General features: G+C 71.2%; 25 protein-coding genes. 14 read left to right on the top strand and 11 right to left on the bottom strand.

What is annotated here, in order from left to right:
* Positions 1-286 precede the first annotated feature (286 nt).
* Positions 287-2,050, top strand: coding sequence for a beta-ketoacyl-[acyl-carrier-protein] synthase family protein (locus ACWDEW_RS28135; protein WP_450516107.1), 1,764 nt, complete (start codon positions 287-289; stop codon positions 2,048-2,050).
* 31 nt (positions 2,051-2,081) lie between these two features.
* Here ACWDEW_RS28135 and ku read toward each other — a convergent pair whose 3' ends face one another.
* Positions 2,082-3,125: a non-homologous end joining protein Ku gene (gene ku, locus ACWDEW_RS28130; RefSeq protein WP_450516105.1), complete on the bottom strand. Its 1,044-nt coding sequence runs from the start codon at positions 3,123-3,125 to the stop codon at positions 2,082-2,084.
* 67 nt (positions 3,126-3,192) lie between these two features.
* Here ku and ligD point away from each other — a divergent pair, with 67 nt between their 5' ends.
* Positions 3,193-4,074 (top strand): non-homologous end-joining DNA ligase, encoded by an 882-nt coding sequence (ligD, locus tag ACWDEW_RS28125; RefSeq protein ID WP_450516103.1) that lies wholly within the window; start codon positions 3,193-3,195, stop codon positions 4,072-4,074.
* Positions 4,075-4,195: 121 nt separating this feature from the next.
* Here the strand turns inward: ligD and ACWDEW_RS28120 are convergent, their stop codons facing one another.
* Positions 4,196-4,525: a hypothetical protein gene (locus ACWDEW_RS28120; RefSeq protein WP_450516101.1), complete on the bottom strand. Its 330-nt coding sequence runs from the start codon at positions 4,523-4,525 to the stop codon at positions 4,196-4,198.
* A gap of 19 nt (positions 4,526-4,544) precedes the next feature.
* Positions 4,545-5,348 carry a nuclease-related domain-containing protein gene (locus ACWDEW_RS28115; protein WP_450516100.1) on the bottom strand — a complete coding sequence of 268 codons (804 nt, stop codon included), beginning with the start codon at positions 5,346-5,348 and terminating at the stop codon, positions 4,545-4,547.
* Positions 5,349-5,444: 96 nt separating this feature from the next.
* Here ACWDEW_RS28115 and ACWDEW_RS28110 point away from each other — a divergent pair, with 96 nt between their 5' ends.
* The 7 genes from ACWDEW_RS28110 to ACWDEW_RS28080 all read left to right on the top strand — a co-directional run bounded on the left by ACWDEW_RS28110 (position 5,445) and on the right by ACWDEW_RS28080 (position 12,041).
* Entirely contained in the window at positions 5,445-5,951 is a 507-nt protein-coding gene (locus ACWDEW_RS28110; RefSeq protein ID WP_450516098.1) for a protein-tyrosine phosphatase family protein, read from the top strand.
* A 63-nt stretch (positions 5,952-6,014) separates the two neighbouring features.
* Positions 6,015-6,737: a hypothetical protein gene (locus ACWDEW_RS28105; protein WP_450516096.1), complete on the top strand. Its 723-nt coding sequence runs from the start codon at positions 6,015-6,017 to the stop codon at positions 6,735-6,737.
* A complete protein-coding gene (locus tag ACWDEW_RS28100) occupies positions 6,734-7,975 on the top strand; it encodes an ATP-binding protein (protein ID WP_450516094.1) in 1,242 nt (413 codons plus the stop codon). Before ACWDEW_RS28105 ends, ACWDEW_RS28100 begins: the two co-directional genes overlap by 4 nt.
* A gap of 100 nt (positions 7,976-8,075) precedes the next feature.
* Positions 8,076-8,582, top strand: a complete 507-nt coding sequence (locus tag ACWDEW_RS28095; protein ID WP_450516092.1) for an SH3 domain-containing protein — start codon at positions 8,076-8,078, stop codon at positions 8,580-8,582.
* A 61-nt stretch (positions 8,583-8,643) separates the two neighbouring features.
* The gene (locus tag ACWDEW_RS28090; RefSeq protein WP_450516090.1) at positions 8,644-10,008 is read left to right on the top strand and encodes an FtsW/RodA/SpoVE family cell cycle protein; all 1,365 of its coding nucleotides are present in this window, start codon (positions 8,644-8,646) and stop codon (positions 10,006-10,008) included.
* 8 nt (positions 10,009-10,016) lie between these two features.
* Complete coding sequence (locus ACWDEW_RS28085) at positions 10,017-11,477, top strand: penicillin-binding transpeptidase domain-containing protein (protein WP_450516252.1); 1,461 nt, start codon at positions 10,017-10,019, stop codon at positions 11,475-11,477.
* Positions 11,478-11,522: 45 nt separating this feature from the next.
* Positions 11,523-12,041 carry a DUF3291 domain-containing protein gene (locus tag ACWDEW_RS28080; RefSeq protein ID WP_450516088.1) on the top strand — a complete coding sequence of 173 codons (519 nt, stop codon included), beginning with the start codon at positions 11,523-11,525 and terminating at the stop codon, positions 12,039-12,041.
* Here the strand turns inward: ACWDEW_RS28080 and ACWDEW_RS28075 are convergent.
* Together ACWDEW_RS28075 and ACWDEW_RS28070 are read right to left on the bottom strand one after the other, a co-directional pair.
* Positions 12,038-12,916 (bottom strand): ADP-ribosylglycohydrolase family protein, encoded by an 879-nt coding sequence (locus ACWDEW_RS28075; RefSeq protein WP_450516086.1) that lies wholly within the window; start codon positions 12,914-12,916, stop codon positions 12,038-12,040. The two genes, ACWDEW_RS28080 and ACWDEW_RS28075, sit on opposite strands and share 4 nt — an antisense overlap.
* Positions 12,913-13,749: a hypothetical protein gene (locus ACWDEW_RS28070; RefSeq protein ID WP_450516250.1), complete on the bottom strand. Its 837-nt coding sequence runs from the start codon at positions 13,747-13,749 to the stop codon at positions 12,913-12,915. Before ACWDEW_RS28070 ends, ACWDEW_RS28075 begins: the two co-directional genes overlap by 4 nt.
* A gap of 137 nt (positions 13,750-13,886) precedes the next feature.
* On the opposite strand from ACWDEW_RS28070, the gene ACWDEW_RS28065 reads away from it, so the two are divergent.
* The 4 genes from ACWDEW_RS28065 (at position 13,887) to ACWDEW_RS28050 (ending at position 17,160) form a co-directional block, all read left to right on the top strand.
* Positions 13,887-14,825: an AurF N-oxygenase family protein gene (locus tag ACWDEW_RS28065; RefSeq protein WP_450516084.1), complete on the top strand. Its 939-nt coding sequence runs from the start codon at positions 13,887-13,889 to the stop codon at positions 14,823-14,825.
* A gap of 173 nt (positions 14,826-14,998) precedes the next feature.
* Positions 14,999-15,646, top strand: coding sequence for a TetR/AcrR family transcriptional regulator (locus tag ACWDEW_RS28060; RefSeq protein WP_450516082.1), 648 nt, complete (start codon positions 14,999-15,001; stop codon positions 15,644-15,646).
* A 10-nt stretch (positions 15,647-15,656) separates the two neighbouring features.
* Positions 15,657-15,959, top strand: a complete 303-nt coding sequence (locus tag ACWDEW_RS28055) for a hypothetical protein (RefSeq protein WP_450516081.1) — start codon at positions 15,657-15,659, stop codon at positions 15,957-15,959.
* Positions 15,960-16,062: 103 nt separating this feature from the next.
* Complete coding sequence (locus ACWDEW_RS28050) at positions 16,063-17,160, top strand: NlpC/P60 family protein (RefSeq protein ID WP_450516079.1); 1,098 nt, start codon at positions 16,063-16,065, stop codon at positions 17,158-17,160.
* On the opposite strand, the gene ACWDEW_RS28045 is transcribed toward ACWDEW_RS28050, so the two are convergent.
* Genes ACWDEW_RS28045 through ACWDEW_RS28025 form a run of 5 tightly spaced genes read right to left on the bottom strand, consistent with a single transcriptional unit; the run spans position 17,157 to position 22,734 of the window.
* Positions 17,157-18,407, bottom strand: coding sequence for a styrene monooxygenase/indole monooxygenase family protein (locus ACWDEW_RS28045; RefSeq protein WP_450516077.1), 1,251 nt, complete (start codon positions 18,405-18,407; stop codon positions 17,157-17,159). The genes ACWDEW_RS28050 and ACWDEW_RS28045 overlap by 4 nt on opposite strands.
* Positions 18,408-18,454: 47 nt before the next feature.
* Positions 18,455-19,096 carry a GTP-binding protein gene (locus tag ACWDEW_RS28040; RefSeq protein WP_450516075.1) on the bottom strand — a complete coding sequence of 214 codons (642 nt, stop codon included), beginning with the start codon at positions 19,094-19,096 and terminating at the stop codon, positions 18,455-18,457.
* Positions 19,077-19,505 carry a DUF742 domain-containing protein gene (locus ACWDEW_RS28035; RefSeq protein ID WP_450516073.1) on the bottom strand — a complete coding sequence of 143 codons (429 nt, stop codon included), beginning with the start codon at positions 19,503-19,505 and terminating at the stop codon, positions 19,077-19,079. The genes ACWDEW_RS28040 and ACWDEW_RS28035 overlap by 20 nt, the downstream gene beginning before the upstream one ends.
* Positions 19,502-20,005, bottom strand: a complete 504-nt coding sequence (locus ACWDEW_RS28030; RefSeq protein WP_019075179.1) for a roadblock/LC7 domain-containing protein — start codon at positions 20,003-20,005, stop codon at positions 19,502-19,504. The genes ACWDEW_RS28035 and ACWDEW_RS28030 overlap by 4 nt, the downstream gene beginning before the upstream one ends.
* Complete coding sequence (locus tag ACWDEW_RS28025) at positions 20,002-22,734, bottom strand: sensor histidine kinase (protein ID WP_450516072.1); 2,733 nt, start codon at positions 22,732-22,734, stop codon at positions 20,002-20,004. The genes ACWDEW_RS28030 and ACWDEW_RS28025 overlap by 4 nt, the downstream gene beginning before the upstream one ends.
* 353 nt (positions 22,735-23,087) lie before the next feature.
* On the opposite strand from ACWDEW_RS28025, the gene ACWDEW_RS28020 reads away from it, so the two are divergent.
* On the top strand, positions 23,088-23,876 hold the full coding sequence (locus tag ACWDEW_RS28020) for a protein phosphatase 2C domain-containing protein (RefSeq protein WP_450516070.1): 789 nt from the start codon (positions 23,088-23,090) through the stop codon (positions 23,874-23,876).
* A 126-nt stretch (positions 23,877-24,002) separates the two neighbouring features.
* Here ACWDEW_RS28020 and ACWDEW_RS28015 read toward each other — a convergent pair whose 3' ends face one another.
* Complete coding sequence (locus ACWDEW_RS28015) at positions 24,003-24,488, bottom strand: MarR family winged helix-turn-helix transcriptional regulator (RefSeq protein WP_450516068.1); 486 nt, start codon at positions 24,486-24,488, stop codon at positions 24,003-24,005.
* Positions 24,489-24,530 lie beyond the last annotated feature (42 nt).

The raw sequence follows: 24,530 nt of genomic DNA, 5'->3' as shown, positions 1-24,530 counted from the left end.
TCGGCTCAAGTTACGCGCGTAGAAAGGGAGTTGCCCAGAGGGCCCCGCGTTAAATCCAGGGAACAAGTGAGGGCGGGGGCGGCGAGGGCGACCACGGAAGTGACGTTCCACACATAACCCCCGTGATCGAATCGGGCAACTCTCCCCATTTCACCCGACCTTGAGAGCCCCCGGACGACAATAGGTTCACCCTTCAACCGTGGCGTTTCCCTGTTTTGTCCGGTTCACTCTGGATGGTTTGCCGCGCACCATAAGCCCGTTCTGAGCACAGGGAGTGTGTAGAAGTATGTCCAATTCGCACCATTCACCCGAGATTCGGTTCGCCCCTCACCCGGTGAGCGCCGCCGAAGTCATCCCGGGCGATCTGATCGCGCTGACCCCGGACGACGCCGAACGCGACTGCTGGTACGTCGTGATGCACACGCTGCCCGAGACCCCGGAGACGATCCGGCTGGCGCTGCGCCCGCCGCTCGGCGGGGCCGACCGGGACGAGGTGCTCGGCCGGAACCTGCGCGTCACCGTCGCCTGCCACCGGATGGACGTCGGGGCGATCCCCCGCCTCGACTCCGACGATCTCGGCACGGTCGAGTTCCGCGACGGCGACCGGGTGACCACTTTGCGGGTCGTCGATCCGCGCGCCGACGAGGCGTCGTACGCACGGCGTTGGGGTGTGTGGCACCGGGATCTCGACGGGGCGGCGGGAGAGGTCGCGAGCGATGCGGAGGTCCGTGGCTGGGGCGGTGCGGAGTACGTCGTACGGCATCACGCGCGGCCCGAGCGGGAGGCGGTCGTGAACGGGCCGCGGCGGGTGGTGGTCACCGGGCTCGGGGCCGTCACGCCGCTCGGGGTCGGGGTCGGCGAGCTGTGGCGGGGGCTGCTCGACGGTCGGCACGGGATCCGGGAACTGGACGGCGAGGAGTTCGCGGAACTGCCCGTGCGGGTGGCCGGGACCGTGCCCGTCGACCCGGCGGAGCTGCTGCCGCGGGCGGCGGCGCGGCGGATGAACCGGGCCGCGCAGTTCGCCGTACTCGCCGCTCGGGAGGCATGGGACGACGCCGGGTTCACGGCCGGGGGCACCCGGGAGAGCGGGCTCGATCCGGAGCGGGTCGGCGTCAGCCTCGGGGCGATCCTCGGGGACGCGTCGGTGCTCGTCGGCGGCGACCGCAAGCTGCGGGACAAGGGACCCCGTGCGGTCTCCCCGCTCACCACCCCCATGACCGTGCCCTCGCAGGCCGCGTCCCAGGTCTCCCTCGACCTGCACATCACCGGCGAGGCCCGCACGGTCACCGCCGCGTGCGCCTCCGGCACCGAGGCGATCGGGGCGGCCATCGACCGCATACGGTACGGCCGCGTCGACCTCGCCCTCGCGGGCGGGGCCGAGGCGGTCGTCACGCCGGCGATCATGGCGTCGTTCGCCGCGATGCGGGCGTTGTCGACGCGGGGGGTGGCGGACGGTTCGTCGCCGTCGCGGCCGTTCGGGAAGGACCGGGACGGGTTCGTGAACGGGGAGGGCGCGGGGGTGCTCGTCCTGGAGGCGGAGGAGCACGCCCGCGCGCGTGGGGCACGGATCTACTGCGAGGCCGCCGGGTGGGGGCTGTCCGCCGACGCGCACCACATGGCGGCGCCGGACCCCTCGGGCGCCGGGGTCGCCCTCGCAGTGCGGCGGGCGGTGCGGGACGCGGGCGGGCATGTCGTGGACGTCGTCCATGTGAACGCCCATGCCACGGCGACGGTGGAGGGTGATCTCGCGGAGGCGGAGGCGCTGCGGGCCGTGTTCGGGCGGCGGGCCTTCCCCGTCACCGCGCTCAAGGGGCACCTCGGGCATCTGCAGGGGGCGGCCGGCGGGGTCGAGGCCGTGGCGACCGTGCTCACGCTGCATCACGGGGTGGTGCCGCCGACCGTGGGGGGTGGGGAGTCGGACGACGCGCTGGGGTTGGACGTGGTGGTGGGGGTGCCGCGGGATGTGCCGGTGAGCGGGGATCTCGCGTTGAGCAACTCGTTCGGTTTCGGGGGGCACAACGCGGTGCTGGCGTTGCGGCGGGTGGGGTGACGCTGCGCGGGGACCGGCGACGGGCTGCGGCTCAGGCGGTTCGCTTGCGGGGAGTCGCCTTCTTCGCCGGGGTCTTCTTCGCGGCGGTCTTCTTCGCGGCGGTCTTCTTCGCCGCCTGCGTCTGCGTCGATTTCTTCGCGGATCCGGAGGCCGTCGTCTTCGTGGTCGTCGTCTTCTTCGCCGCGGTCTTCTTCGCCGCCGTCTTCTTCGCCGTGGAGGTCGACTTCTTGCCGGTGGCCTGCTTCGGGGTCGCCCGCGAGGAGATGGAGGTGACCTCGGCCTTGGCTCCCGGCTCCTCGCCGCGCGACTCCTGCGCCTCGCGGACGCTCTTCTCCAGGGCCGCCATGAGGTCGAGGACCTTGCCGCTGCGGGCCGGGGCCGGGGTGTCGGCGGGCTGTTCGCCGGAGGCCTTGGCGGTGATCATCTCCTCCACGGCCTCCCGGTAGTCGTCGTGGAGGTCGGCGAGGTCGACCTCGCCCAGCGTGTCCATCAGGGCGTCGGCGAGGTCGAGTTCCTTGTCCCGGACCGTGACGCTCGTGTCGGGGGCGACGCCCTCGGGTGCACGGATCTCGTCCGGCCAGAGCAGCCCGTGCATGGCGATCACGTCGTCGACCACGCGCAGCATGCCGAGGCGTTCCCGGCCGCGCAGCGCGTACTTCGCGATGGCCACTTTCTGGCTGCGCTTGAGCGCCTCGCGGAGCAGTGTGTACGGCTTGGCCGCGGGGACGCCGTTCGCGGAGAGGTAGTAGGCCGCGTCCATCTGGAGGGGATCGATCCGGTCGGCCGGCACGAAGGCGACGATCTCGATCGTCTTCGCGGTGGGGATCGGCAGCTGGGCCAGGTCCTCGTCCGTGATCGGGATCATCGTGCCGTCCGCGTCCTCGTACGCCTTGCCGATCTCGGCCTGGGCGACCTCGCGGTCCTCCAGTTCGCAGACCTTGCGGTAGCGGATGCGGCCGCCGTCCTCGGTGTGGATCTGGCGGAAGGACACGGAGTGGCTCTCGGTCGCGTTCACCAGCTTGATCGGGATGCTGACCAGGCCGAAGGAGATGGCGCCGTTCCATATGGATCGCACCTGCCGCACCCGCCTTCCGATTCCGGCCCACGTCCGGTTCGTCACATTTCCGTGGGATTCTCATCGTATGACGCCGATCACAGAGGTGGAGGGGCGAAGGCTCGCGCTCAGCAACCTGGAGAAGGTGCTGTACCCGGCGGACGGCTTCACCAAGGGCGAGGTCCTGCACTACTACGCCACCACCGCCGAGGCCCTGCTGCCGCATCTGCGGGACCGGCCGCTGTCCTTCCTGCGGTACCCGGACGGGCCGGACGGTCAGGTGTTCTTCGCCAAGAACGTGCCGCCGGGTACGCCCGAGTGGGTCACCACGGCCGAGGTGCCGAGGTCGGAGGGGCCGGCCCGGATGGTGCTGGTGCAGAACCTGGCGTCCCTCATGTGGGCGGCGAACCTCGTCACCGAGTTCCACACCCCGCAGTGGGTGATCGGGGCGCCGGGCTCCGCCGACCGGCTGGTCTTCGACCTCGATCCGGGGGCACCGGCGACGGTGGTGGAGTGCTGTGAGGTCGCGGTGTGGCTGCGGGAGCGGCTCGCTGCTGACGGGATCGAGGCGTACGCCAAGACGTCCGGGGCGAAGGGGCTGCATCTGCTGGCGGGAGTGGAGCCGGTGCCGTCGGAGCGGGCCGTCGAGTACGCGAAGGCGTTGGCCGTGGAGGCGGAGAAGGCGATGCCCCGGCTCGTCGTGCATCGGATGACGCGGAGTCTGCGGCCGGGGAAGGTGTTCGTCGACTGGAGTCAGAACGCCGCGCGGAAGACGACGGCGACGCCGTACACGTTGCGGGCGCGTGCCGAGCCGAGTGTGTCGGCGCCGGTGACGTGGGAGGAGGTGGAGGCGTGTCGGTCGGTGCGCCAACTCACCTTTCTCGCAAGGGACATGGGGGTACGGCTGCGGGAGTACGGGGATTTGCTGGCGCCGTTGGTCGGTGGGGGGCCGGTGGGGGCTGTGCCGTGATTTTCGCCCCCGCCGCCCCTACCCGTCCCGTCCCTGGGGGCCGCGCCCCCAGCCCGCCGCTTCGGCCCTGAAGGGGCCTCATCCTCAAACGCCGGACGGGCTGGATGATGGTGGCCCCGCCTCAAAGAACCAGCGCCCAGCCCTCCACGTCCATGCCCGCCTGCCAGTCGGCCAGCAGGAGCCAGTCCGAGACGTCGGGCGAGGCCGGGCCCGGCCATCGGCCCGCTTCCGCCGCCTTTCCGGCGCGGTACGCGGCGATGGCGATCGGGTCGGTGTGGACGGCCTCCTCCCAGGCGTATCTCCCGAGTTGGAGGGGGGCTTGGGGGGTGATGGCGTCCTGGGTGCTGTTCCAGACCTGGACGAGTTCCTCCGCGCGAGGGAACTCGACCGCGTGGTGGTACGGCAGCGACACTCCGGCCGTCGCCCTCAACGGGCCCTGGGGGACTGACACCCCCGTCAGCCGTGCGCCGTCACACCTTCCCCCACGTGTGCCGGTCCCGGGCCATCGCGTGCAGCGCCTCCACGTCCGCCGGCTTCAACACCCCGCCCGTCCTTGCCAGTCCGGGCAGTTCCGTGTCCTGGAGGACGCGGACCTCGCGGAGGGGGGCCGTCACGGTGACGTCGGACGGGTCGGTCAGGGCGAGGATCGGGCGGACCTCGGCGGTGAGGGCGTAGGACGCCCGGTCGGCGTCGGAGCGGACTCGGCGGAGGAGGGGGAGGGGGTCGCGGCGGCCCAGGGTGACCATGGGGTCGGCGATGCGGACGCGCTGCTTGCGGGCGTACAGGGTGTGTACGGCGAAGAGGCCGCCGGGGCCGATCACCAGGTGGTGGAGGCGGTCGCCGCCGGGCAGCGGGATCGAGTGGAGGGCGTGCCAGCCGGCGCCGTCGAGTGCGTCCAGGGCCTCGCCGACGGTCTGTTCGGCGGTGAGGGCGCGGCGGCGCTGGTCGGGGCGGAGCCGGTGCTGCGGGCCGGGGTCCCGGTCGAGGGCGAGGTGGAGCGCCTCGCCGGGGCGGTTGGGCGCGAGGTCGTCGTCGGGGTGGAGGGAGAGCCGCGCGAGTTCCGCGGGCGTCGGCACCGGCGGCGGGCCGATCGTGACCGGGCCGGTGAGGAAGGGGCCGAGGGCGTGCAGCACGTCCTCTCTGCTGTCCTCGCTCAGCAGGTTGATCCTGGCCGCCTCCCGGTCGTACCAGGCGACGTTCCTTCCGTCCGTGTGACAGACGTACAGCCGTTCCTGACCATGGCGCCAGGTCGGTACGACGCGTAGTCCACTCATGCGCCATCACCCCTCGACCATGGGAACAGGCGGGGTGCTCAAGGGGCAAGAACCCGGTTACCTTTGGGTCAGTCGCTGGGGCTTGGGGAGGCGCCGTTGCGGACGCGCAGGAAGCAACCCGACGTACCCGCTCCGGACACTCCGTGGAGCGAGATCGTCACCGGTCTGTGGATGGGCGGGCACGAGTTCAGGGGGCGCTCGGGGCAACGGGAGTTCGCGGTGGTGCGGGACGAGTTCGATCTCGTGCAGACACTGCTGCGGCTGCCGGGACACGGGCCCGACTCCGGCATCGAGCACCATGTGTGGCCGATTCCGGACGGGCCGCTGGACGGGACGCAGCTCGCGGGCGTGATGCGGCTGGCCCGCGCCGCGTGCGACGCGCTGGACGACGGGCGGAAGGTCCTCGTCCGCTGCTATCACGGCTACAACAGGTCGGGCCTGGTCGTCGCGCACGCGCTGGTCCGGCGCGGGTACGACACCGAGGAGGCGATACGGCTGATCCGCGCCCGCCGCTCCCCGTGGGCGCTGCACAACGAACTGTTCGTGGAGTATCTGCGGGCGGGACTGTCCACGGCCCGGCTGCTGGAGGAGCTGGCCGAGTAATCGTTTCCCCGACCCGCTGACCTGCATGAACAAAAAGGACTTCCGTACGAATAGGGTGTACGGGTGCCGTTCCCTCGCCCCCTGCGCCCCACCGCTGCCGTCGCCCTGCTGCTCGCGACCGCGGTGGCCTGCGGTGACACCGGCGCGCTGCACGCCGCGGGCGCGACCCCGACGGCGACCAGCCCCGCCAGGCTCTGGCCGAATCTGTCGCCCGCCGCCTCCCCCGCCTACGACTTCGACGAGGCCGACACCGAGATCGTGAAGGGCGTCACCGTCCCCGGCGACGACATCCGCAAGGTGGACCCGATCGCCGTCGTACGAGCCGAGATCGCCGCCAACCCGAGCGACTACGTCGGCTCCAGGGCGCCGTACCGGGGAACCGACGAGCGGATCGGCGACTGTGCCAAGGACGGGGACCGGAGCCTGTGTCCCGTCCTCAAGCCGTACTACCGCGACCTCACCGGCGACGGACACGACGACCTGACGCTCGGCTTCCGGCTGCTGCCCACGAAGATGACCGCCGTGCGGGTCTACACCGTGGAGCGGCATCGGCTCGTGCAGGTCATGGCCAACGACGACGCGGTGAGCGGGGTCGAGCTGGCCGGGCGTTCGGTGATCATCCGCTCGCCGTCGGAGCTGGCGGGGTACGAGTACCGCGTGCAGTGGACCTGGGACTCGGAACAGAAGGCAATGCTGCTGACCCACGACGAGTTCCTGCGCACGGGCAGCCGTAAGCACGGTGTCCGCCGCGCGACACCCGCGCCCGCACCCTCGGCGACCTCGTGACGGGGCTCGCGCTGCCCCGCTGGGCCGGGACCCTCGCCTTCAAGTCCGCCGCGTTCATCACGGTGATGTGCTGCGCGCTGGCCGCCCTGCTCGGCGTACTCGTGCATGTGTCGGTGACCGACCGGACCGTGGGCCAGGCCCGCGAGCTGGCGCTGTCGCGGCTACGGACGGCGACATCGCAGTACGAGGCCGGGGACTCGCTGCTGCACGGTGCCGGTGTCGACCCCGCGAGTCTGCCCGTGCCGCTGCGGCGGCTGGCCTCGGACGGCGACCGGGGCACGATGGTCGGCAAGCGCCGGGGCAGGCCCACGATGTGGGCGGCGGGACCGGCCGACGGCGGGCGGGTGCTGGCCGTGGCGGTCGACTACTCGCAGGGCGCCGACACCATCGCCGGGCTCGACCGGGCGATCGTGTGGTCCTCGGCGCTGGCGATCGGGGCGACCCTGCTGGTCGGCGCGTTCGCGGTGACCCGGGTGACCCGGCGGCTGCACGGCACCGCGCAGGTGGCCCGGCGGATCAGCGCCGGCGACCTGGACGCGCGGGTCGACGACCCCCGTACGAAGGACGCGACCCGGCCGCAGGACGAGGTGGCCGCGGTGGCCGCCGCGCTCGACACGATGGCCTCCTCGCTGCAGGGCAAGCTGCTGACGGAGCAGCGGTTCACGGCGGACGTGGCGCACGAGCTGCGCACCCCGCTGACCGGGCTGCACGCGGCGGCCGAGCTGTTGCCGCCGGGGCGGCCGACCGAACTGGTGCGGGACCGGGTGGCCGCGTTGCGCACCCTCACCGAGGACCTGCTGGAGATCTCCCGGCTCGACACCCGGCGCGAGAAACTGGAGCTGGGCACCGAGCAGTTGGGGGCGGTGGCCACGCGGGTGGTCCAGGCGTCGGGGACGGACACGGAGGTCGTCGTCGTACGGGACGAGTGGGTGGAGACGGACCGGCGGCGGCTGGAGCGGGTGCTCGGGAATCTGGTCGCCAACGCGCACCGGCACGGCCGGGGGCCGGTGGTGGTGACCGTGGACGGGGCGGTGGTGACCGTGCGGGATCACGGGGACGGGTACCCGGGCTATCTCCTGGAGCACGGGCCGCAGCGGTTCCGGACCGAGGGGGGAGCTACGGGGCACGGGCTGGGGTTGACCATCGCGCTGGGGCAGGCGGAGGTGTTGGGGGCGCGGTTGGTGTTCGCGAATGTGGGGGACGGCGGGGCGCTGGCCACCCTGACACTGCCTCAGTGAGCTGCCCGCAGCCCTGATGGCGCAGCATGAGAAGCGACCTCTCTGAACCCCTCCTAGTGTGGCGATTAGTCAGGTTCGCCCCATTTCTGGAGGTACCCCCATGCCCCTCAGCCTCTCTCTCCGTCGTATCGGCATAGCGGTCGCCGCCGGTGCGCTCGTCACCGCGGCCGCCGTCACGCCGGCCGTGGCCGACGACGAATGGGGCGACCAGGACCAGAGCGTCAGCAGCTCCCAGGACGACGACGGCTGGAACCAGCGCGGCGACGAGGACTCCGACGGCCGCGGCGACTACCAGCAGGGCGACGACAACGGCCGCGGTGACGACGACGGTCGTGGCGACTACAACCAGGGCGGCGAGCACCACAACAACCCGCGCCTGTACCGGGGCGTCGTGACGGCGCGCGAACTGGCCCTGCGCTCCCGGCCGGACCGCGGCAGCAGGATCATCCGGTACGCGCACCGCGGCGAGCACGTCTCGATCTTCTGCAAGACGAGGGGCTCCAACGTCGACGGCAACCACCTCTGGTACCTGCTCACGGACGGCACCTGGGCCTGGGGTTCGGCGCGCTACATCGACAACATCGGCCCGGCCCCCCGCTGGTGCTGACGGGCGAGACACACTCGCCACCCAAGGCACACAACCCGCCCCATTTGGGTAAGTTCCGGACATGACCAACGCCGGAACCACCGTCACAGCGGACCTTCCCACACCCGCTGTACGCCTCCCCCGGCGCCGTGGCATCGAACTCACCCTCATCGTCGTAGCCGTACTCCTCTCGGTGTACGGCTACTGCGCTGTCGGTCTGGCCCGGAACGGCACGGTCCCGCCCGGCGCCGCCGGCTACGGCGCCGGGCTCGGCGTGCTCGCCCTGCTGGCGCATGTGGCGGTACGCCTGCGGGCTCCGTACGCCGACCCGCTCCTGCTCCCGATCGGGGTGCTCCTCAACGGCCTCGGCCTGGTCCTGATCTACCGGCTCGACCTGGAGACCCCGGGCGACCGGGCGGCGCCCACCCAACTCGTGTGGTCCACCCTGGGCGTGACGCTCTTCATCGTCGTCGTCGTCGCCCTCCGGGACCACCGCGTGCTCCAGCGCTACGCGTATGTGTGCGTGGCGGCCGCACTCGCGCTGCTCACCCTCCCGGTCTTCTTCCCGGCCGTGAACGGGGCCCGTATCTGGATCAGGATCGCCGGATTCTCCATCCAGCCGGGCGAGTTCGCGAAGGTGCTGCTGGCGATCTTCTTCGCCGCGTACCTGGCGGCCAACCGCAACGCGCTCGCCTACGCCGGCCGCCGGGTGTGGCGACTCCAGCTCCCCACCGGCCGGGTCCTCGGCCCGATCGTCGCGATCTGGCTGCTGAGCGTGGGGGTGCTGGTCCTGGAACGCGATCTGGGCACCTCGCTCCTCTTCTTCGGCCTGTTCGTGACCCTCCTCTACGTCGCCACCGGCCGCACCGGCTGGATCGCGGTCGGCCTGCTGCTCGCGGCCCTCGGCGCGGTCGCGGTCGGCCGCCTCGAACCGCATGTCCACAGCCGCGTCCTCGACTGGCTGCACCCTTTCGCGTCGATCGACGCGGGCCAGGGCCCGAACCAACTCGCCCAGTCCCTCTTCGCGTTCGCGGCCGGCGGAATCCTCGGCACGGGCCTGGGCCTCGGCCACTCGATCCTGATCGGCTTCGCCGCGAAGTCGGACTTCATCCTGGCCACGGCGGGCGAGGAACTGGGCCTGTCCGGCCTCTCCGCGATCTTCATCCTCTACGGCCTGCTGGTGGAGCGCGGCTACCGGGCGGGCCTCGCGCTGCGCGACCCCTTCGGCCGGCTGCTCGCGGTCGGCCTCGCCTCGATCGTCGCGCTCCAGGTGTTCGTGATCGCGGGCGGGGTGACCGGCCTGATCCCGCTGACCGGCATGGCGATGCCCTTCCTCGCCCAGGGCGGCTCCTCGGTCGTCACCAACTGGGCGATCGTGGCCCTGCTGATCCGGGTCAGCGACTCGGCCCGCCGCCAGTCCGACTACGACATCGAGGTGGCAGCGTGACCGACGCGATGACCCGGCACATCCGCCTCGCGGCGGCCTTCTGCACCCTGCTCCTGCTCGCCCTGCTGGTGAACGCCACCCGCATCCAGGTCTTCCAGTCCCGGCCCTACGACGACAATCCCGCCAACCGCCGCCAGACCATCGCCCGTTACGACCAGCCGCGCGGCGCCATCCTCGTCGGCGGCAGGCCGGTCACCGGCTCCCGGGACTCCGGCGAGCAGCTCCGCTACGAACGGACGTACCGGAACGGCCCGTTGTACGCGCCGGTGACCGGCTTCGCCTCGCAGGAGTACGGCACGACGTTCCTGGAGCACTCCGAGGACGGCATCCTCTCCGGCACCGACGAGATGCTCTCCCCGTTCCCCCTGTGGAACGACCTGACCCGCGCGCAGAACCCCGGCGGCAATGTCGTCACCACCCTCAACCCGGCCGCGCAGAAGGCCGCCTACGACGGACTCGGCACGCGCACGGGCGCGGTGGCCGCGATCGAACCGTCGACGGGCCGCGTCCTCGCCCTGGTCTCGACCCCGTCCTACGACCCGGGCACGCTCTCGGGCAACGGCCGCACCGCGAACCGCAGTTGGGCCCGCCTGAACGCCGACCCGGACAGGCCGATGCTCAACCGGGCGGTACGGCAGACCTATCCGCCGGGTTCGACGTTCAAGGTGGTCACCGCGGCGGCGGCACTGGACGCGGGGGTGGTGACGGACCTGGACGCGGCGACGAGGTCCCCCGACCCGTTCACGCTCCCCGGTACCTCGACGACGCTCACGAACGAGGGCGACGGCTGCGCGGACGCGCCGCTGCGTTCGGCCTTCGAATGGTCGTGCAACACGGTGTTCGCGAAGCTGGGCGTGGATGTCGGCGTGCGGAACATGAGCGGCACGGCGGAGGCGTTCGGCTTCAACGACACCGGTGTGCGGATCCCGTTCGCGGTCTCCCCCAGCACCTTCGACACCTCGGTGGACAAGGCCCAGTTGGCGCTGTCGTCGATCGGCCAGTACAACACGCGGGCCACGCCCTTGCAGATGGCGATGGTCGCGGCGGCGGTCGCGAACGGCGGGCAGCTGCGACAGCCGTACCTGGTGGAGCGCACGACGAGGCGGGGCGGCGAGACGGTGTCGACGGGCGGATCGTCCCGCCCGGTCCGTCAGGCCATGCACCCCGCGACCGCCGTGCAGATGAGGGAACTCATGGAGGACGTGGTGACGGAGGGCACCGGCACGAACGCGGCGATCCCCGGCGCGACCGTCGGCGGCAAGACCGGCACCGCGCAGCACGGCATCGGCAACTCCGGTACGCCGTATGCCTGGTTCGTGTCCTGGGCGCAGGGCGAACGGGACATGGAGCCGAAGGTGGCGGTCGCGGTGGTGGTCGAGGACGCGTCGGCGGACCGCTCCGACATCAGCGGGGGCGGGGACGCGGCACCGATCGCGAAGGCGGTGATGGAGGCGGTGCTCGGTCTGTGAGACAGGGGTGTCAGCGGGCGCGGCGACCGACCTATCGTTCGGTTCATGACTGAGCCGTTGACGGTACCCGCGTACGAACTCGCCCAGGTCAACATCGGCCGACTCCAATTCCCTCTGGACTCACCGGAGTTGAAGGACTTCGTGGACGCCCTCGATCCCGTCAACGCCGTCGCCGACGCGGCCGAGGGATTCGTGTGGCGCCTCCAGTCCGACTCCGGCAACGCGACCGACGTCCCCGTCCTCGGCGACGACTGGCTGATCATCAACATGTCGGTGTGGCGCGACACGAACGCCCTGACCGCGTTCATGTACCAGGGGCAGCACCGGGAGTTGCTGGCCCGGCGCCGCGAGTGGTTCGAGCGGATGCGGGAGGCGATGACGACCCTGTGGTGGGTCCCGGCGGGCCACCGCCCCACCGTCGCGGAGGCGGAGGAACGCCTCCTGCACCTCCGCGCCCACGGCCCGACCCCGTACGCGTTCACCCTGCGGACGTCGTTCCCGCCCCAGGGCGCGGAGCCGACGGGGCCGGTCGACATCCCTGAAGGGCTGGGCTGTTCGGTCTAGATCCCGGGGCCGGGCAGGGGCTCGCGGCGCCGCAGCCAGTCCCGCGGCACGCCGTCGAGCCCCGTCCGGGCGGCCACGACGCCGCCGGTGATGGCACAGGTCGTGTCGACGTCGCCGAAGCCCTCGGCGGTGGTCCAGAGGGCGGAGGTCAGGTCGTCGGGGTGCCGGGCGGCCGACCAGACGGCGAAGGGGACGGTGTCGTCCGCGCGGATGCGCTGACCGTTGCCGAGGAGGTCGGAGGCCCGCCACGGTTCGGTGGCGAACGGCACTTCGAGGGCCCGCACCAGCCCTTCCCGCACGGCGCTGTCGGGCGTCCGCGCCGCCACCGCCCCCAGGGTCAGCTCGCACCGTACGGAGAGCGCGGCGGCGACGGCCACGGCGACCGCGCCCGCGATGCCCTCCGGGTGGGCGTGGGTGACCTCGGCGGACAGGGTCGCCTGGGTCACGACCCGGTCGAGGTCGTCGTGGAACCACGCGCCCAGCGGAGCGGCACGCATCGCGGCGCCGTTGCCGAGGCTGCCCTGGCCGTCGAACAGTTCGCGCGCCAACTCCCGCCAGCGGTGCGGCTCCTGAAGCAGCAGGGGCAGCAACTGGTGCATACCGTGGCCGTATCCGCGGGCCGGATCGACGTCGTAGTTGAGCGCGAAGGCCCGGGCGAGGGGCTCCTGTCGGATCTCGCCGTGCTCGTCGAGCACCCGGAGGATGCCGAGGGCCATCGCCGTGTCGTCCGTCCAGTGCCACTCCGGTTCCTCCGGGGTGCGCCGGGCGCGGACCTCGTCGTAGGCCCGACGGGGTTCGCGGAAGAGCGGGAACCAGCGCTCGCCGAACGCGTCGCCGAGGGCGAGCCCCTCCAGACTGCGGCGGGCCGGGGTCACTTGGCCTTCCTCGTCTCCGAGCGGACCTGGAGGGTCATCTTCGCGGAGAACGCCAGGTCGACGTCCGAAGGGTCCTGGGCGAGGGTCGCCGCCGTGGTCCAGGCGACGGCGGCGGCGGTGTTGCCGTCGGCCCAGGCGCAGGTCGGGTAGGTGACGGTGACGGTGAGCTTCTGCTGGCTGAGCACCTCGCAGGAGACCGTGACCCCGCCCTCGACGAAGTCCTTGCGCGGTACGGCCACGGTCACCCCGGCGGCCTCGCCGGCACCCTTCAGCATGCCCTCGCGGGCGTCGTCCGGGTTCTTGAACCGGCCGTACATCCCCGACACCGCCAGCGTGCCCTTGGTCGCGTCGCCGTTCAGGGTGTAGGTGCCGACGACACCCACGGTGTCCTCGGCGTCCCAGGCGCCGTCCGCCTCCTGCTCGATCTTCTGCCCCTCGGTGTCCGAGAGGTCGTCGGCGAGTTCGAAACGGCCGTCGACCAGCGTTCTGGGCAGCGTCAGCACGAAGTTCGCCTCGGGGAACCCGCTGGCGGACCGGCTGCCGACCGTCAGCACGACGGCCATGAAGATCACCACCGCCACGCCGAGGACCCCGCCGACGATCCCCAGCGCGAACCCCAGCCCGCGCTTCTTCGGAGGTGGCGCGAAGGGAGGCGGAGGGGCACCCCAGCCGTAGGGCTGCGGCGGTCCGAACTGCTGTGGTGGATACGGCTGTTGAGGGTTCTGCTGCGGATACGGCTGCTGCGGATGCTGCTGTTGAGGGTTCTGCGGCGGGTACGGCTGCTGGGGATACGGCTGTTGGGGATGCGGCGGCTGCTGCGGCGGCGGAGGCATGGACACGTCAGCACCGTACATGCGGAATTTGCAGAACTTGCGGACGGAGGGATTGACGAGCTTGCTGACAAGCAGTCTCATAAGACTTCGGAGGATGTGACCCCGGGTAACACGCCGACGTTCGAGGTGGGAGAACCATGACGACCCTGACCGAAGCCGACGCGGTCGACGGGCTGCGCGACGCGCTCGGCCTGCTCAAGGACCGCGAGCAGGTGGCCGAACGGCTGCTCGCCTCCTCCGCGAGGCACTCCTTCGACCCCGACGAGGAACTCGACTGGGACGCGCCCTTCGAGGAGGGCAAGTGGTTCTGGCCGCCGGAACTGGTGTCCCTCTACGACACCCCGCTGTGGCGGCGGATGGGCGAGGAGCAGCGGATCCTGCTCTCCCAGCACGAGGCCGCGGCGCTCGCCTCGCTCGGTATCTGGTTCGAGCTGATCCTGATGCAGCTGCTCGTCCGGCACATCTACGACAAGGCGGCGACGAGTGCGCACGTGCGCTACGCACTCACCGAGATCGAGGACGAGTGCCGGCACTCGAAGATGTTCGCGCGGCTGATCTCCCGCGGGGACGCTCCCTGGTATCCGGTGAGCCGGGCCCACCAGAACCTGGGGCGGCTGTTCAAGACCATCTCCACCACGCCCGGTTCCTTCACCGCGACGCTGCTCGGGGAGGAAGTCCTCGACTGGATGCAGCGGTTGACGTTCCCGGACGAGCGGGTGCAGCCGTTGGTGCGGGGCGTGACGCGGATCCATGTGGTGGAGGAGGCGCGGCATGTGCGGTACGCGCGGGAGGAGTTGAGGCGTCAGATGGTGACCGCGCCGCGGTGGTCCCAGGAGTTCACACGGGTCACGTCGGGGGAGTTCGCGCGGATCTTCTCGATCGCCTTCATCAATCCCGAGGTGTACACGAATGTGGGGCTCGATCGGCGGGAGGCGGTGGAGCAGGTGCGGGCGAGCGGGCATCGGCGGGAGGTCATGCAGAGCGGGTCGAAGAAGCTGACGGACTTCTTGGACGACATCGGGGTGCTGCGGGGGGTTGGGCGACGGTTGTGGAAAGCGTCCGGATTGCTGGCTTGAGTTCATGGTGCGGGCCGGTGGGGGCTGATCGCGCAGTTCCCCGCGCCCCCAAAAGGCCGGACCAGCTTGGGCGCTTTTGAAGTAAGGGGCGCGGGGCTGTGTCGATTTGCGGCTCCGCCGCGTGGGCGCGACCAGCCACAACGAACCCGCACCCGCCCGACTACCCTGCCCCTATGCCCCCTGCCGCGCCCGCCTACCGCCGCCTGAACGTCGAAGAACGCCGCAGCCAGCTCCTCGAAGCAGCCCTCACCCTCTTCGCGCACCGCGCGCCCGAGGAGGTCTCCCTCGACGACGTGGCGGAAGCGGCCGGTGTCTCCCGTCCGCTGGTGTACCGGTACTTCCCGGGCGGCAAGCAGCAGCTCTACGAAGCCGCCCTGCGCTCCGCCGCCGAAGAACTCCAGCAGTGCTTCGACGAACCGCGCGAGGGCCCGCTCCTCCCCCGCCTCGCCCGCGCCCTCGACCGCTACCTCGGCTTCGTCGACCAGCACGACGCCGGTTTCAGCGCGCTGCTCCAGGGCGGGAGCGTCGTGGAGACATCTCGTACGACGGCCATCGTGGACGGTGTACGCCGGGCCGCCGCCGTGCACATCCTCAGCCATCTCGGCGTCGCCGAACCGGGCCCACGGCTGCGGATGACCGTACGGATGTGGATCACGGCCGTGGAAGCGGCCTCCCTCATCTGGCTCGACGAGGACAAGCGGCCGCCCGCCGACGAACTGCGGGACTGGCTGGTCGAGCAGTTCGCGGCCGCCCTCGCGGTGACCGCGCGCCGGGACCCGCAGACCGCCGGGCTTGTCCGGGCGCTCGCGACGGATGGCTGACACTGGTCCCGTGAAGAGCGAAGAGACCCCGTTCGAGGGCGGCCCGATGGACGGGCGGTCCCTGCCGGTCCTGGTCGGGCCCACCGGGAACCCGCCGAAGACCTACCGCATCCCCGTCCCCGACGCCGCCGGCGGCCCGCCCACGGTCCTCGTCTACCGCCGGGTGCCCCGGGCGCACAGCAGGCGGCTCGGGCTGCCCAAGGGCTGGAAGTACGAGTACGACCCGGAGGGGAGGCGCGGCAGCACGCTGCGCTGGCCCTGGTCCAAGCCAGACGCCACGCCGGGCGGCAAGCCGGACGACACCCACGGGTGACCATGTTGCGCCGAACCGCGCACACCCGGCGCGCGGACCCGGCGCCCCCGTCTGATGCTCACGATGCGGGGCGGAAATGCCGCCGCGCACCGGAGGTGATGACGTGTCAGGAAGGCTTCTGCGTCTGGTCTGTACGGCGGCGGTGGCGGCCGGCACCGTCCTCGCACCGCTGCCCGCCGCGGCCGTACCCGATCCGCAGGCACCCGGACAGCGTCCCGTGGCCGAGCTGCTGACGGACCTTCAGACGCTGTACCGGGACGCCGAGCAGGCGACGGAGACGTACAACGCCACCGAGGAGCAGCTGAAGAAGCAGCGGGCGGAGGTCGACCGCCTCGACTCCGAACTCGCCCGCGCCCGCCTCACCCTGCACGACAGCCGCGGCGCCGCCGGACGGCTGGCGCGGGAGCAGTACCAGAACAGCACCGCCTTCTCCCCGTACGTCCGTCTCCTGCTCGCGCGCGATCCGCAGCACGCGCTCGACGAAGGCCATGTCATCGGGCAGTTGGCGCGCGAGCGGGCCGAGACGGTGGGCCGGCTGGTCGGCAGCGAGAAGAAGAGCGACGGTCTGGCCCGCGCGGCCCGCAAGGCCCTCGACACCCAACTCACGCTGGCCGCCCGCCAGAAGAAGGACCGCGACGACGTACGCGAGCGCCTGGCCGACGTCGAGAAGCTCCTCGCCGCCCTCACTCCCGGCCAACTCACCGCCCTCGCCGCCTTCGAGAAGACCGACGTCGACAAGGCCCAGCAGAAGTTGGTCACTTCAGGTGCGTTGGGCGACGACAACCGCGAGCCCTCGCGTGCGGGAGACCGCGCGTTGCGCTACGCCGTCCAGCAGATCGGCAAGCCGTACGAGTGGGGCGCGGAGGGCCCGAAGTCGTACGACTGCTCGGGCCTGACGTCCGAGGCGTGGGGCAACGCGGGAACACCGATCCCGAGGACCAGTGAAGAGCAGTGGGCGCAACTCCCCAGAGTCCCACTGGAGGAGCTGCGCCCCGGCGACCTGGTGATCTACTTCCCCGAGGCGACACACGTAGCCATGTATTTGGGCGACGGAAAGATCGTCCAGGCCCCCCGCACAGGCGAGAAGGTCCAGGTGTCACCTGTGGCGTCCTACCCCATCCTTGGAGCCGTACGTCCGGATTCCTTGCCTGAAGGGGCGCGGGGAACCGCGCGACCCGCCACGACGAAACCCGCAGCCTAGGCCGCCACAGAAGCCAGGTACGCCCCCGTCTTCTCCGGCTCATAGAAGAAGTTCTCAAAGTCGGCCGGATCGTCGAACCCGTTGGCGAACCGATCCGCCACCGGCTGCAACTGCCCAGCCGCACCGATGAGGTTGAGAATGTGCTCCGGCGGCGGACCCAGCATCGCGTTGGTCCACTTGGTGACGTGCTGTGCCGTGTCCCAGTAACGCTCGAACGTGGCCCGCATCCAGTCCCCGTCGAACTCCTTCTCCCCGTGTTCGAGGATCGACGCGAGATACGAAGCGGCGCACTTGGCCGCGGAGTTGGAGCCCTGTCCGGTGATCGGGTCGTTGGCGACGACGACGTCGGCGACGCCCAGCACCAGTCCGCCGCCGGGGAGCTGGCCGACGGGGTTGCGGACCGTGGGCGCGTAGCGGCCGGCCAACGTGCCGCCGGCATCGGTGAGTTCGACGTTCCGCGCCCGGTCGTACTCCCAGGGCGTGAACTTCTCCATGAGTTCCAGGGTCAGGGAGAGGTGCTCGCCCGGGTCCTTGACGCCGTTGAAGACGTCGAGGGGGCCGCCGGGTATGCCTTCCCAGAAGAGTATGTCCGCGCGGCCGGACGTCGTGAGCGTCGGCATCACGAACAACTCGCCGACGCCCGGCACCAGGTTGCAGCGGACCGCGTCGTAGTCCGGGTGCTCCGGGCGCGGGCCCAGACCGTGGACGTAGGAGACCGCGAGGGCACGCTGCGGCTCGGTGTACGGGGAGCGCTCCGGGTCGCGGGTGAACATCGACACCAGCTCGCCCTTGCCGGCCGAGACGAGGACGAGGTCGTACGTGCGGGAGAAGTAGTCGAGGTCGCCGACCGCCGCGCCGTGGATGACCAGTTGGCCGCCGCGCTGGGCGAAGGTCTCCATCCAGCCGGCCATCTTGACCCGCTGGTCGACCGACTGCGCGTACCCGTCGAGCTTGCCCACCCAGTCGATCACGCGCTGCGTCGGTCCCGGGTCGTGCGAGCCGGGGGCGGCGACCGAGACGCCGAGTCCTTCGATCTTCGGGGCCTGGGACTCCCAGAAGTTCAGCTGGAGATCGCGTTCGTGCTGCAGTGCCGTGGTGAACATGCACTGCGTCGACATGACCCGCCCGGTGCGGATCTCGTCCGCCGTCCGGTTGGACATGAGGGTGACCTCGTACCCGTGCGACTGGAGTCCGAGGGCGAGTTGGAGCCCGGACTGGCCGGCTCCGACGACGAGTATCTTCCGCATACGGGTGGTGACTCCTAGGTCGCGACGGATCGAGGACTGCTCGGGGGCTACTCGGGGGTGACGTCCAGCGCGTGGCCGACGAGCGCGAGCAGGGTCTCGATGGCCGAAATCCGCCGCCGCGCATCCATGATCATTACAGGTATGTGCGCGGGAATCGTCAATGCCTCCCGCACATCCTCCGGGTCGAACCGCTCGCTGCCGTCGAAGTGGTTGACCGCGACGACGTACGGCAGACCGCAGCTCTCGAAGTAGTCCAGCGCGGGGAAGCAGTCCTTGAGGCGACGGGTGTCGGCGAGCACGACGGCGCCTATCGCGCCGCGCACCAGGTCGTCCCACATGAACCAGAACCGCTGCTGGCCCGGCGTTCCGAACAGGTAGAGCACCAGGTCGTCGTCGAGGGTGAGGCGGCCGTAGTCCATGGCGACCGTGGTGGTCGTCTTGTCCGGGGTGCCCGTGAGGTCGTCGGTGTCCTCGCTGGCCTCGGTCATCAGCGCCTCCGTCTGGAGGGGCTGGATCTCGGAGACGGCGCCGACCATCGTGGTCTTGCCGGCGCCGAAACCACCGGCCACCACGATCTTCGTGGCGACCGGCGCGCGGGTGCGGTCCAACTGCCAGGCCCGCGGCTGCTCCTCGTCGTCGAGGAGCGGGGAGACGCCGTAGGCGGCGGCGTCAGAGACGACGGAGTCCACTCAGCACCCTTTCCAGCAGAGCGCGGTCAGGACGGCCCGGGCCGTGACCGGTCCCGGTTCCGTACACACGGATCTTTCCCTGGTCCGCGAGATCGCTCAGGAGCACGCGGACCACACCGAGCGGCATCTTCAGCAGCGCGGCGATCTCGGCCACCGTGCGCATACGGCGGCAGAGTTCGACGATGGCCCGCATCTCCGGCATGACCCGGGTGTTGAGCGAGCCGTTCGTCAACTCCTTGCGTTCCTCCGGGGCTTCGAGCGCGGCCACGAAGGTCTCCACGAGGAGGACGTGGCCGAAGCGGGTACGGCCGCCGGTGAGCGAGTAGGGGCGCACCCGGGCGGGTTTGCGGTCGCCGCCGCGCACGGGGAGCCTGTTCGGCGTACTGCCACTGCCGCTGCCGCCGGTCATCGGGCACTCTCCGCGGACGCGTCTTCGAGGGACTTCCGCAGCTCGCTGCGGAGTTCGGGAGTCAGCACATGGCCGGCGCGCCCGACGAAGAGCGCCATGTGGTACGACACGACGCTCATGTCGCAGTCCGCGGAGCCGTGCACACCGAGCAGCGAACCGTCGCTGATCGACATCACGAACAGGCTGCCCTCCTCCATCGCGACCATGGTGTGCTTCACCGCGCCGGAGTCCATCAGCTTGGCGGCGCCGATGGTGAGGCTGCCGATGCCGGAGACGATGGTCGCGAGGTCCGCCGCGGAGCCTCGCGGTCCTGTGCGCTTGGTTTCGAGCGCCTCTCGGGCCTGATCGTTCCTGTGCGGGTCGGAGGAGAGGAGCAGCAGGCCGTCGGAGGAGACGACCGCGACCGACTGGATGCCGGACACCTCCTCCACGAGGTTGCTCAGCAGCCAGTGCAGGTTGCGGGCTTCACTGCTCAGTCCGAAGGTACTGGGCGCGGTCAACTGCTTGCCTCCTCGACGGTGCCCCCCGTGGCTTCTTCGGATGGTGCGGTCGCGCCGCGGGGTGCCGGGACCGGGTTCTGGCCGGTCCGTTCGGCGATCTCCGCTTCTACGTCGCGGTAGCCGGCGGAGGCTCCGGCGCGGAAGCCGCCGAGTCTGCGGCGCAGGGCTTCGGCGTCTACGGTGCCGGTCCGCTGGCGCGGGGCTTGTGCGGGTTGGGTGATCTTCGGGGTGCGCTTGGGGAGGCCCTTGGCTGTGACGGGGTCCTCGTCGGCGCGTGTGTGCTCGGCCTCGGCTTCGCCGTCGGCTCTGCTTTCGTTCCCACCCGCACCGCCCGTGCGGCTTTCGTTGTCGGGTGCGGGTGGCCCCTGTGGGGCGGCCTCGCCGTCGGCGGCCGGCGGGTTCTCCGTCGCCGGCGGCAGCAGGAGTTCCATCGTCGCCTCGGCCGGGGTCTCCCATACCGCGGTTTCGGCCGGAGTTTCCCGGACCGCCTTCTCCGCGAGCGCGACCAGAGGGTCCTCGTCCGGCTTCGAACGGGCGTGCAGGACGTTGGAGTTGGCCTCGGCGGCCGCTCCGGGCAGGGAGTAGGAGTGGGTGGTCCCGACGGTCGGTGAGGACGTCGGTACGGCCGTCACCGGGGCCGCCGCCAGGAGCGGGCTGGGGAGGACCACGACCGCCGCGATGCCGCCCTGCTTCTGGTCGCGGAGCTGGACGCGGACGCCGTGGCGGTGGGCCAGGCGGGCCACGACGTACAGGCCGAGGCCGAGGCCCTCCTCGCCCTCCTGGTCGTAGGGGGAGTCCGGGTCGAACTCGGTGAGGCGGGTGTTGAGGCGGGTCATGCGCTCGTCGGTCATGCCGATGCCCTCGTCCTGGACGGAGAGCATGACCTCGCCGTTCTCCAGGAGCCAGCCGGAGATCTCGACGGGGGCGTCCGGCGGGGAGAACGAGCTGGCGTTCTCCATGAGTTCGGCCAGGAGGTGGGAGAGGTCGTCCGCCGCGAAGCCTGCCACGTGCGCGTGCGGCGGGAGTGCCGAGATACGGACGCGTTCGTAGCGTTCGATCTCGCTGACCGCCGCGCGTACGACGTCGACGAGCGGGACCGGTCCCGCGTGCTGCTGGACGTGTTCGGTGCCGGCCAGGACGAGGAGGTTCTCGCTGTGCCGGCGCATGACCGTGGCGAAGTGGTCGAGCTTGAAGAGGGTGGAGAGGCGGTCGGGGTCCTGCTCGCGCTCCTCCAGGCCCTCGATGACGGCGAGTTGACGCTCGACGAGGCCCAGCGTGCGCAGCGCGAGGTTGACGAAGGTGCCGCCGATGCTGGTGCGCAGGCGCTCCAACTGCTCGCTGGAGTCCGTGACTTCGGCGCGGAGTTCCTCGCGGGCGTCGGCCATCTTCTGGCGCTGGCCGACCAGGTGCTTGCGGTCGGCCTCCAGGGTGGCGATGCGCTCGTGGAGGGCGACGGCGTGCGCGTGCAGGGAGTTGACCGAGCGGACGACCTGGGCGAACTCGTCGTTACGGCCGGTGAACTTGATGGCTTCCTCGGCCGCCGGGTCCTCGGCACCGGCCAGCCGGGCCGAGCCGCGGCGCAGCACCGACAGCGGGCGGGTGAGGGTGCGGGCCATGGCGGTGGCGATGCCGACCGCGAGCAGCATCAGGGCACCGAGGATCGCGACGCGCAGCTCCAGCGCCTTGACGTCGTCGTCGCGCAGCTGGGCGAGGTCCTTGGAGCGGTGCTCGTAGAGGGCGGACTCCTCGCCGCGCATCAGGTCGACCCGGGCGGAGAGCGCCGCGTCGAGCTTCTTGGTGCTGGTGTCCAACTCGCTGTCGGACAGCGTGGGTTGGTCGGTTAGGGAGGCGAGGTACCTCTCGGCGGTGTTGACCTCGGGTCCGGTGACCGTGGAGTCGTAGCCCGCGACGGCCGCCTTCGTCGCGGTCTCGCGGAAGTCGGCGAGGGCGGCGTCGGAGCGAAGCCGGGCCTGCTGGGCGGCTGCGCTGAGGGCGTCGCGCTGCTTGGTCTGGGCGCTCGTCGAGCCGGTCTCGGTGACAGGGAGGCCGGTGATGGTACTGATGACCGTCTTGGTGCTGGTCGGCACGTTCAGCGCGGCCAGCAGCAGCCCGCGGGCGGCGGCGGCCTGCTGGACGGCGGCGTCGAGTTCGGCGAGCGCGTAGGCGCCGGAGCCGGCCCGCGGCGGCATCTGCTCGGCCAACTGCTCGGCGAGCCGGTGCAGTTCGGTGATGGCGCCGGAGTACGCGACATGCGCCTCAAGGGCGCTGCTCTGGCCGGTGAGCGCGGCCCGTCGGACGGTGGCGACGTCGTCGAGGTCCGAGCGCAGCGCGGCGGAGATGTCGGTGTCGGCGCGCAGTTCGTCGACCTGCCGGTCGACGCGGGCGCTGCGGTCCTCGTCGGGGGCCTGGGACTTGGGGCGCCCGGCGGCGATGTACGAGGTGACCTCGTCCCGCTCGTCGGCGAGCGAGTGGGCCAGCGACAGCGCGTCCTGGGTCTGCTCGGCGAGCGTCACCAGGTCCTGGGAGTCGTGGAGCTGGCCGGAGGCGGTGACGAGGGAGGGGACACCGGCCGCGGCGATGGCGGCGGCCACCACGGCCACGGCGACGATGAGCCGGTTGCGGACGTGGGTGCTGCGCCCCTTGCCCGCGGGATCGGGCGTGACGGCACCGGTGGCGCCCCCCTGAGGGGCCGTCTGCTTGTCTGTGCGCCGAGGCCGCTTTTTCTGCACCGGTGCTCGCATTCCTGACTCGTGATACCCATGGGGCCGGGTGACGCTCCGTCATCCCGGTACGGCGACCCTCCCAGTGCCGGTGGGCGGCGGTCGCGCATCGTCCGGGCCGCCACCCGAAGGAGTGAACCCCGTTGGGGAGTTGGCGGGCAAGTTCCGCCGGGCCGCCCCGCGGCCTTGTGGGCCGCGCCGGTTGGACGTGAGCGGCGGGCTTTGGCAGGATTCGCCGCCACGCATTCCCGGAGTGATCCATTCCAGCCCAAACCAGGCGTCTGACCTGCGCGGCTGCGCTGATTCGGTGACCAGTGCCAACGTTTTGCGGACCCTGTGAAGACGTCGTGCAGACTGGCCGGATGCGTACGGAACTTGTGTCGGAGCCCGGTGACCCGAACCGCCCCAACGAGGACTTCGCGAGCGTCGGCCTTCCGGCCTCGGGACAGGGCGGTTCGCTGATCGTCCTGGACGGAGTGACTCCGCCGAGCGGGGAGACGGGCTGTCTGCATCCGGTCCCCTGGTACACCGCGCGGCTGGGCGGCGCGCTGACCGAACTGACCGTTTCCTGTTGGGATCTGACGCTGGCGGAGATTCTCTCCCGGGCGATCCTCCGAACATCCGAGGCCCACTCCGCCACCTGTGACCTTTCTCACCCACGCACCCCTCAGGCAACCGTGGTGCTGGCCCGCTGGTCCCCGCGGGAGATCGAATATCTGGTCCTTTCGGACTCCGCCCTGCTGGCGGAATCCCCGGCCGGCGAGGTGACCGCCGTACTGGACGACCGCATCTCGCGCCTGCCGCGCGCCGCTCTCGCCACGGACGAGCTGATCGACGCCACGCTCCGTAACAAGGAGGGCGGCTTCTTCACGGCCGCCGCCGATCCCTCGGTCGCGGAACGGGCGGTGACGGGCTCGCTCCCCCGCGCCGAGGTCCGCGCCCTCGCCGCCCTGACGGACGGGGCGACGAGGTGGGTGGAGAAGTTCGAGAGGGGCGACTGGGCGGAGTGCCTGGCCCTCGTCCGGAAGGAGGGCGCGGCGGAGCTGGTGGGCCGGGTGCGGGCGCTGGAGCGGGCCGACGCGGAGACGCGGACGTATCTGCGCGGGAGCAAGACGCACGACGACGCGACGGTCGTGTACGTCGAGCTGTGAGCCGCTACGTCCTCTTGGGGTGTGTCCGCTCGGGGTGAGTCCGCTTGAGGCGCGTCCGCTCGGGGTGCGTCCGATTGAGGCGCGTCCGCTCGGGGTGTGTCCGATTGAGGCGCGTCCGCTCGGGGTTCACTTCTCCATGACCCCGTTCAACTGGTGGAGCAGCCGGGCGAGTTCGGCGACCTCGCGGCGGTCCCAGTGGGAGAGCTGGCTGACGTAGCGGGCCCGCCGGGCCTCGCGGACGTGTGCGACGCGGCGCCGGCCCTCGTCGGTGACGTCGACCAGCCAGGCGCGGCCGTCCGCCGGGTCGGGCTCGCGGGAGATCAGGCCCAGCTCCTCCAGGGCGCGCAGCTGGCGGGACATGGTGGCCTTGCCGACGCCGATGTAGGCGGCGAGTTCGGTGGCCCGCTGCCGCCCGTACTCGTCCAGCCGGACCAGCAGGCCGTACGCGGCGGACTCCAGGTCGGGATGGACCTCACGGGCCATCTCCCCCTGGTTGGCCCGGGCCCGCCGCAAGAGGAACGTCAACTCGCGTTCCAGGGACAGGTATTCGGGATCCGGATCCGGGATCCCGCTGTCGTTTCTGTCCTCGTCCTTGTGCACGTCAGCACCCATGTTCTGCTTTCCTGATCGTGAAAGTCGCCGCAGTTTCGCCAG

The sequence above is a fragment of the Streptomyces sp. NPDC001100 genome, from assembly GCF_053598575.1.
Note: the sequence above shows the minus strand (reverse complement) of the source record. Positions and strands in the feature narration are given on the sequence as shown.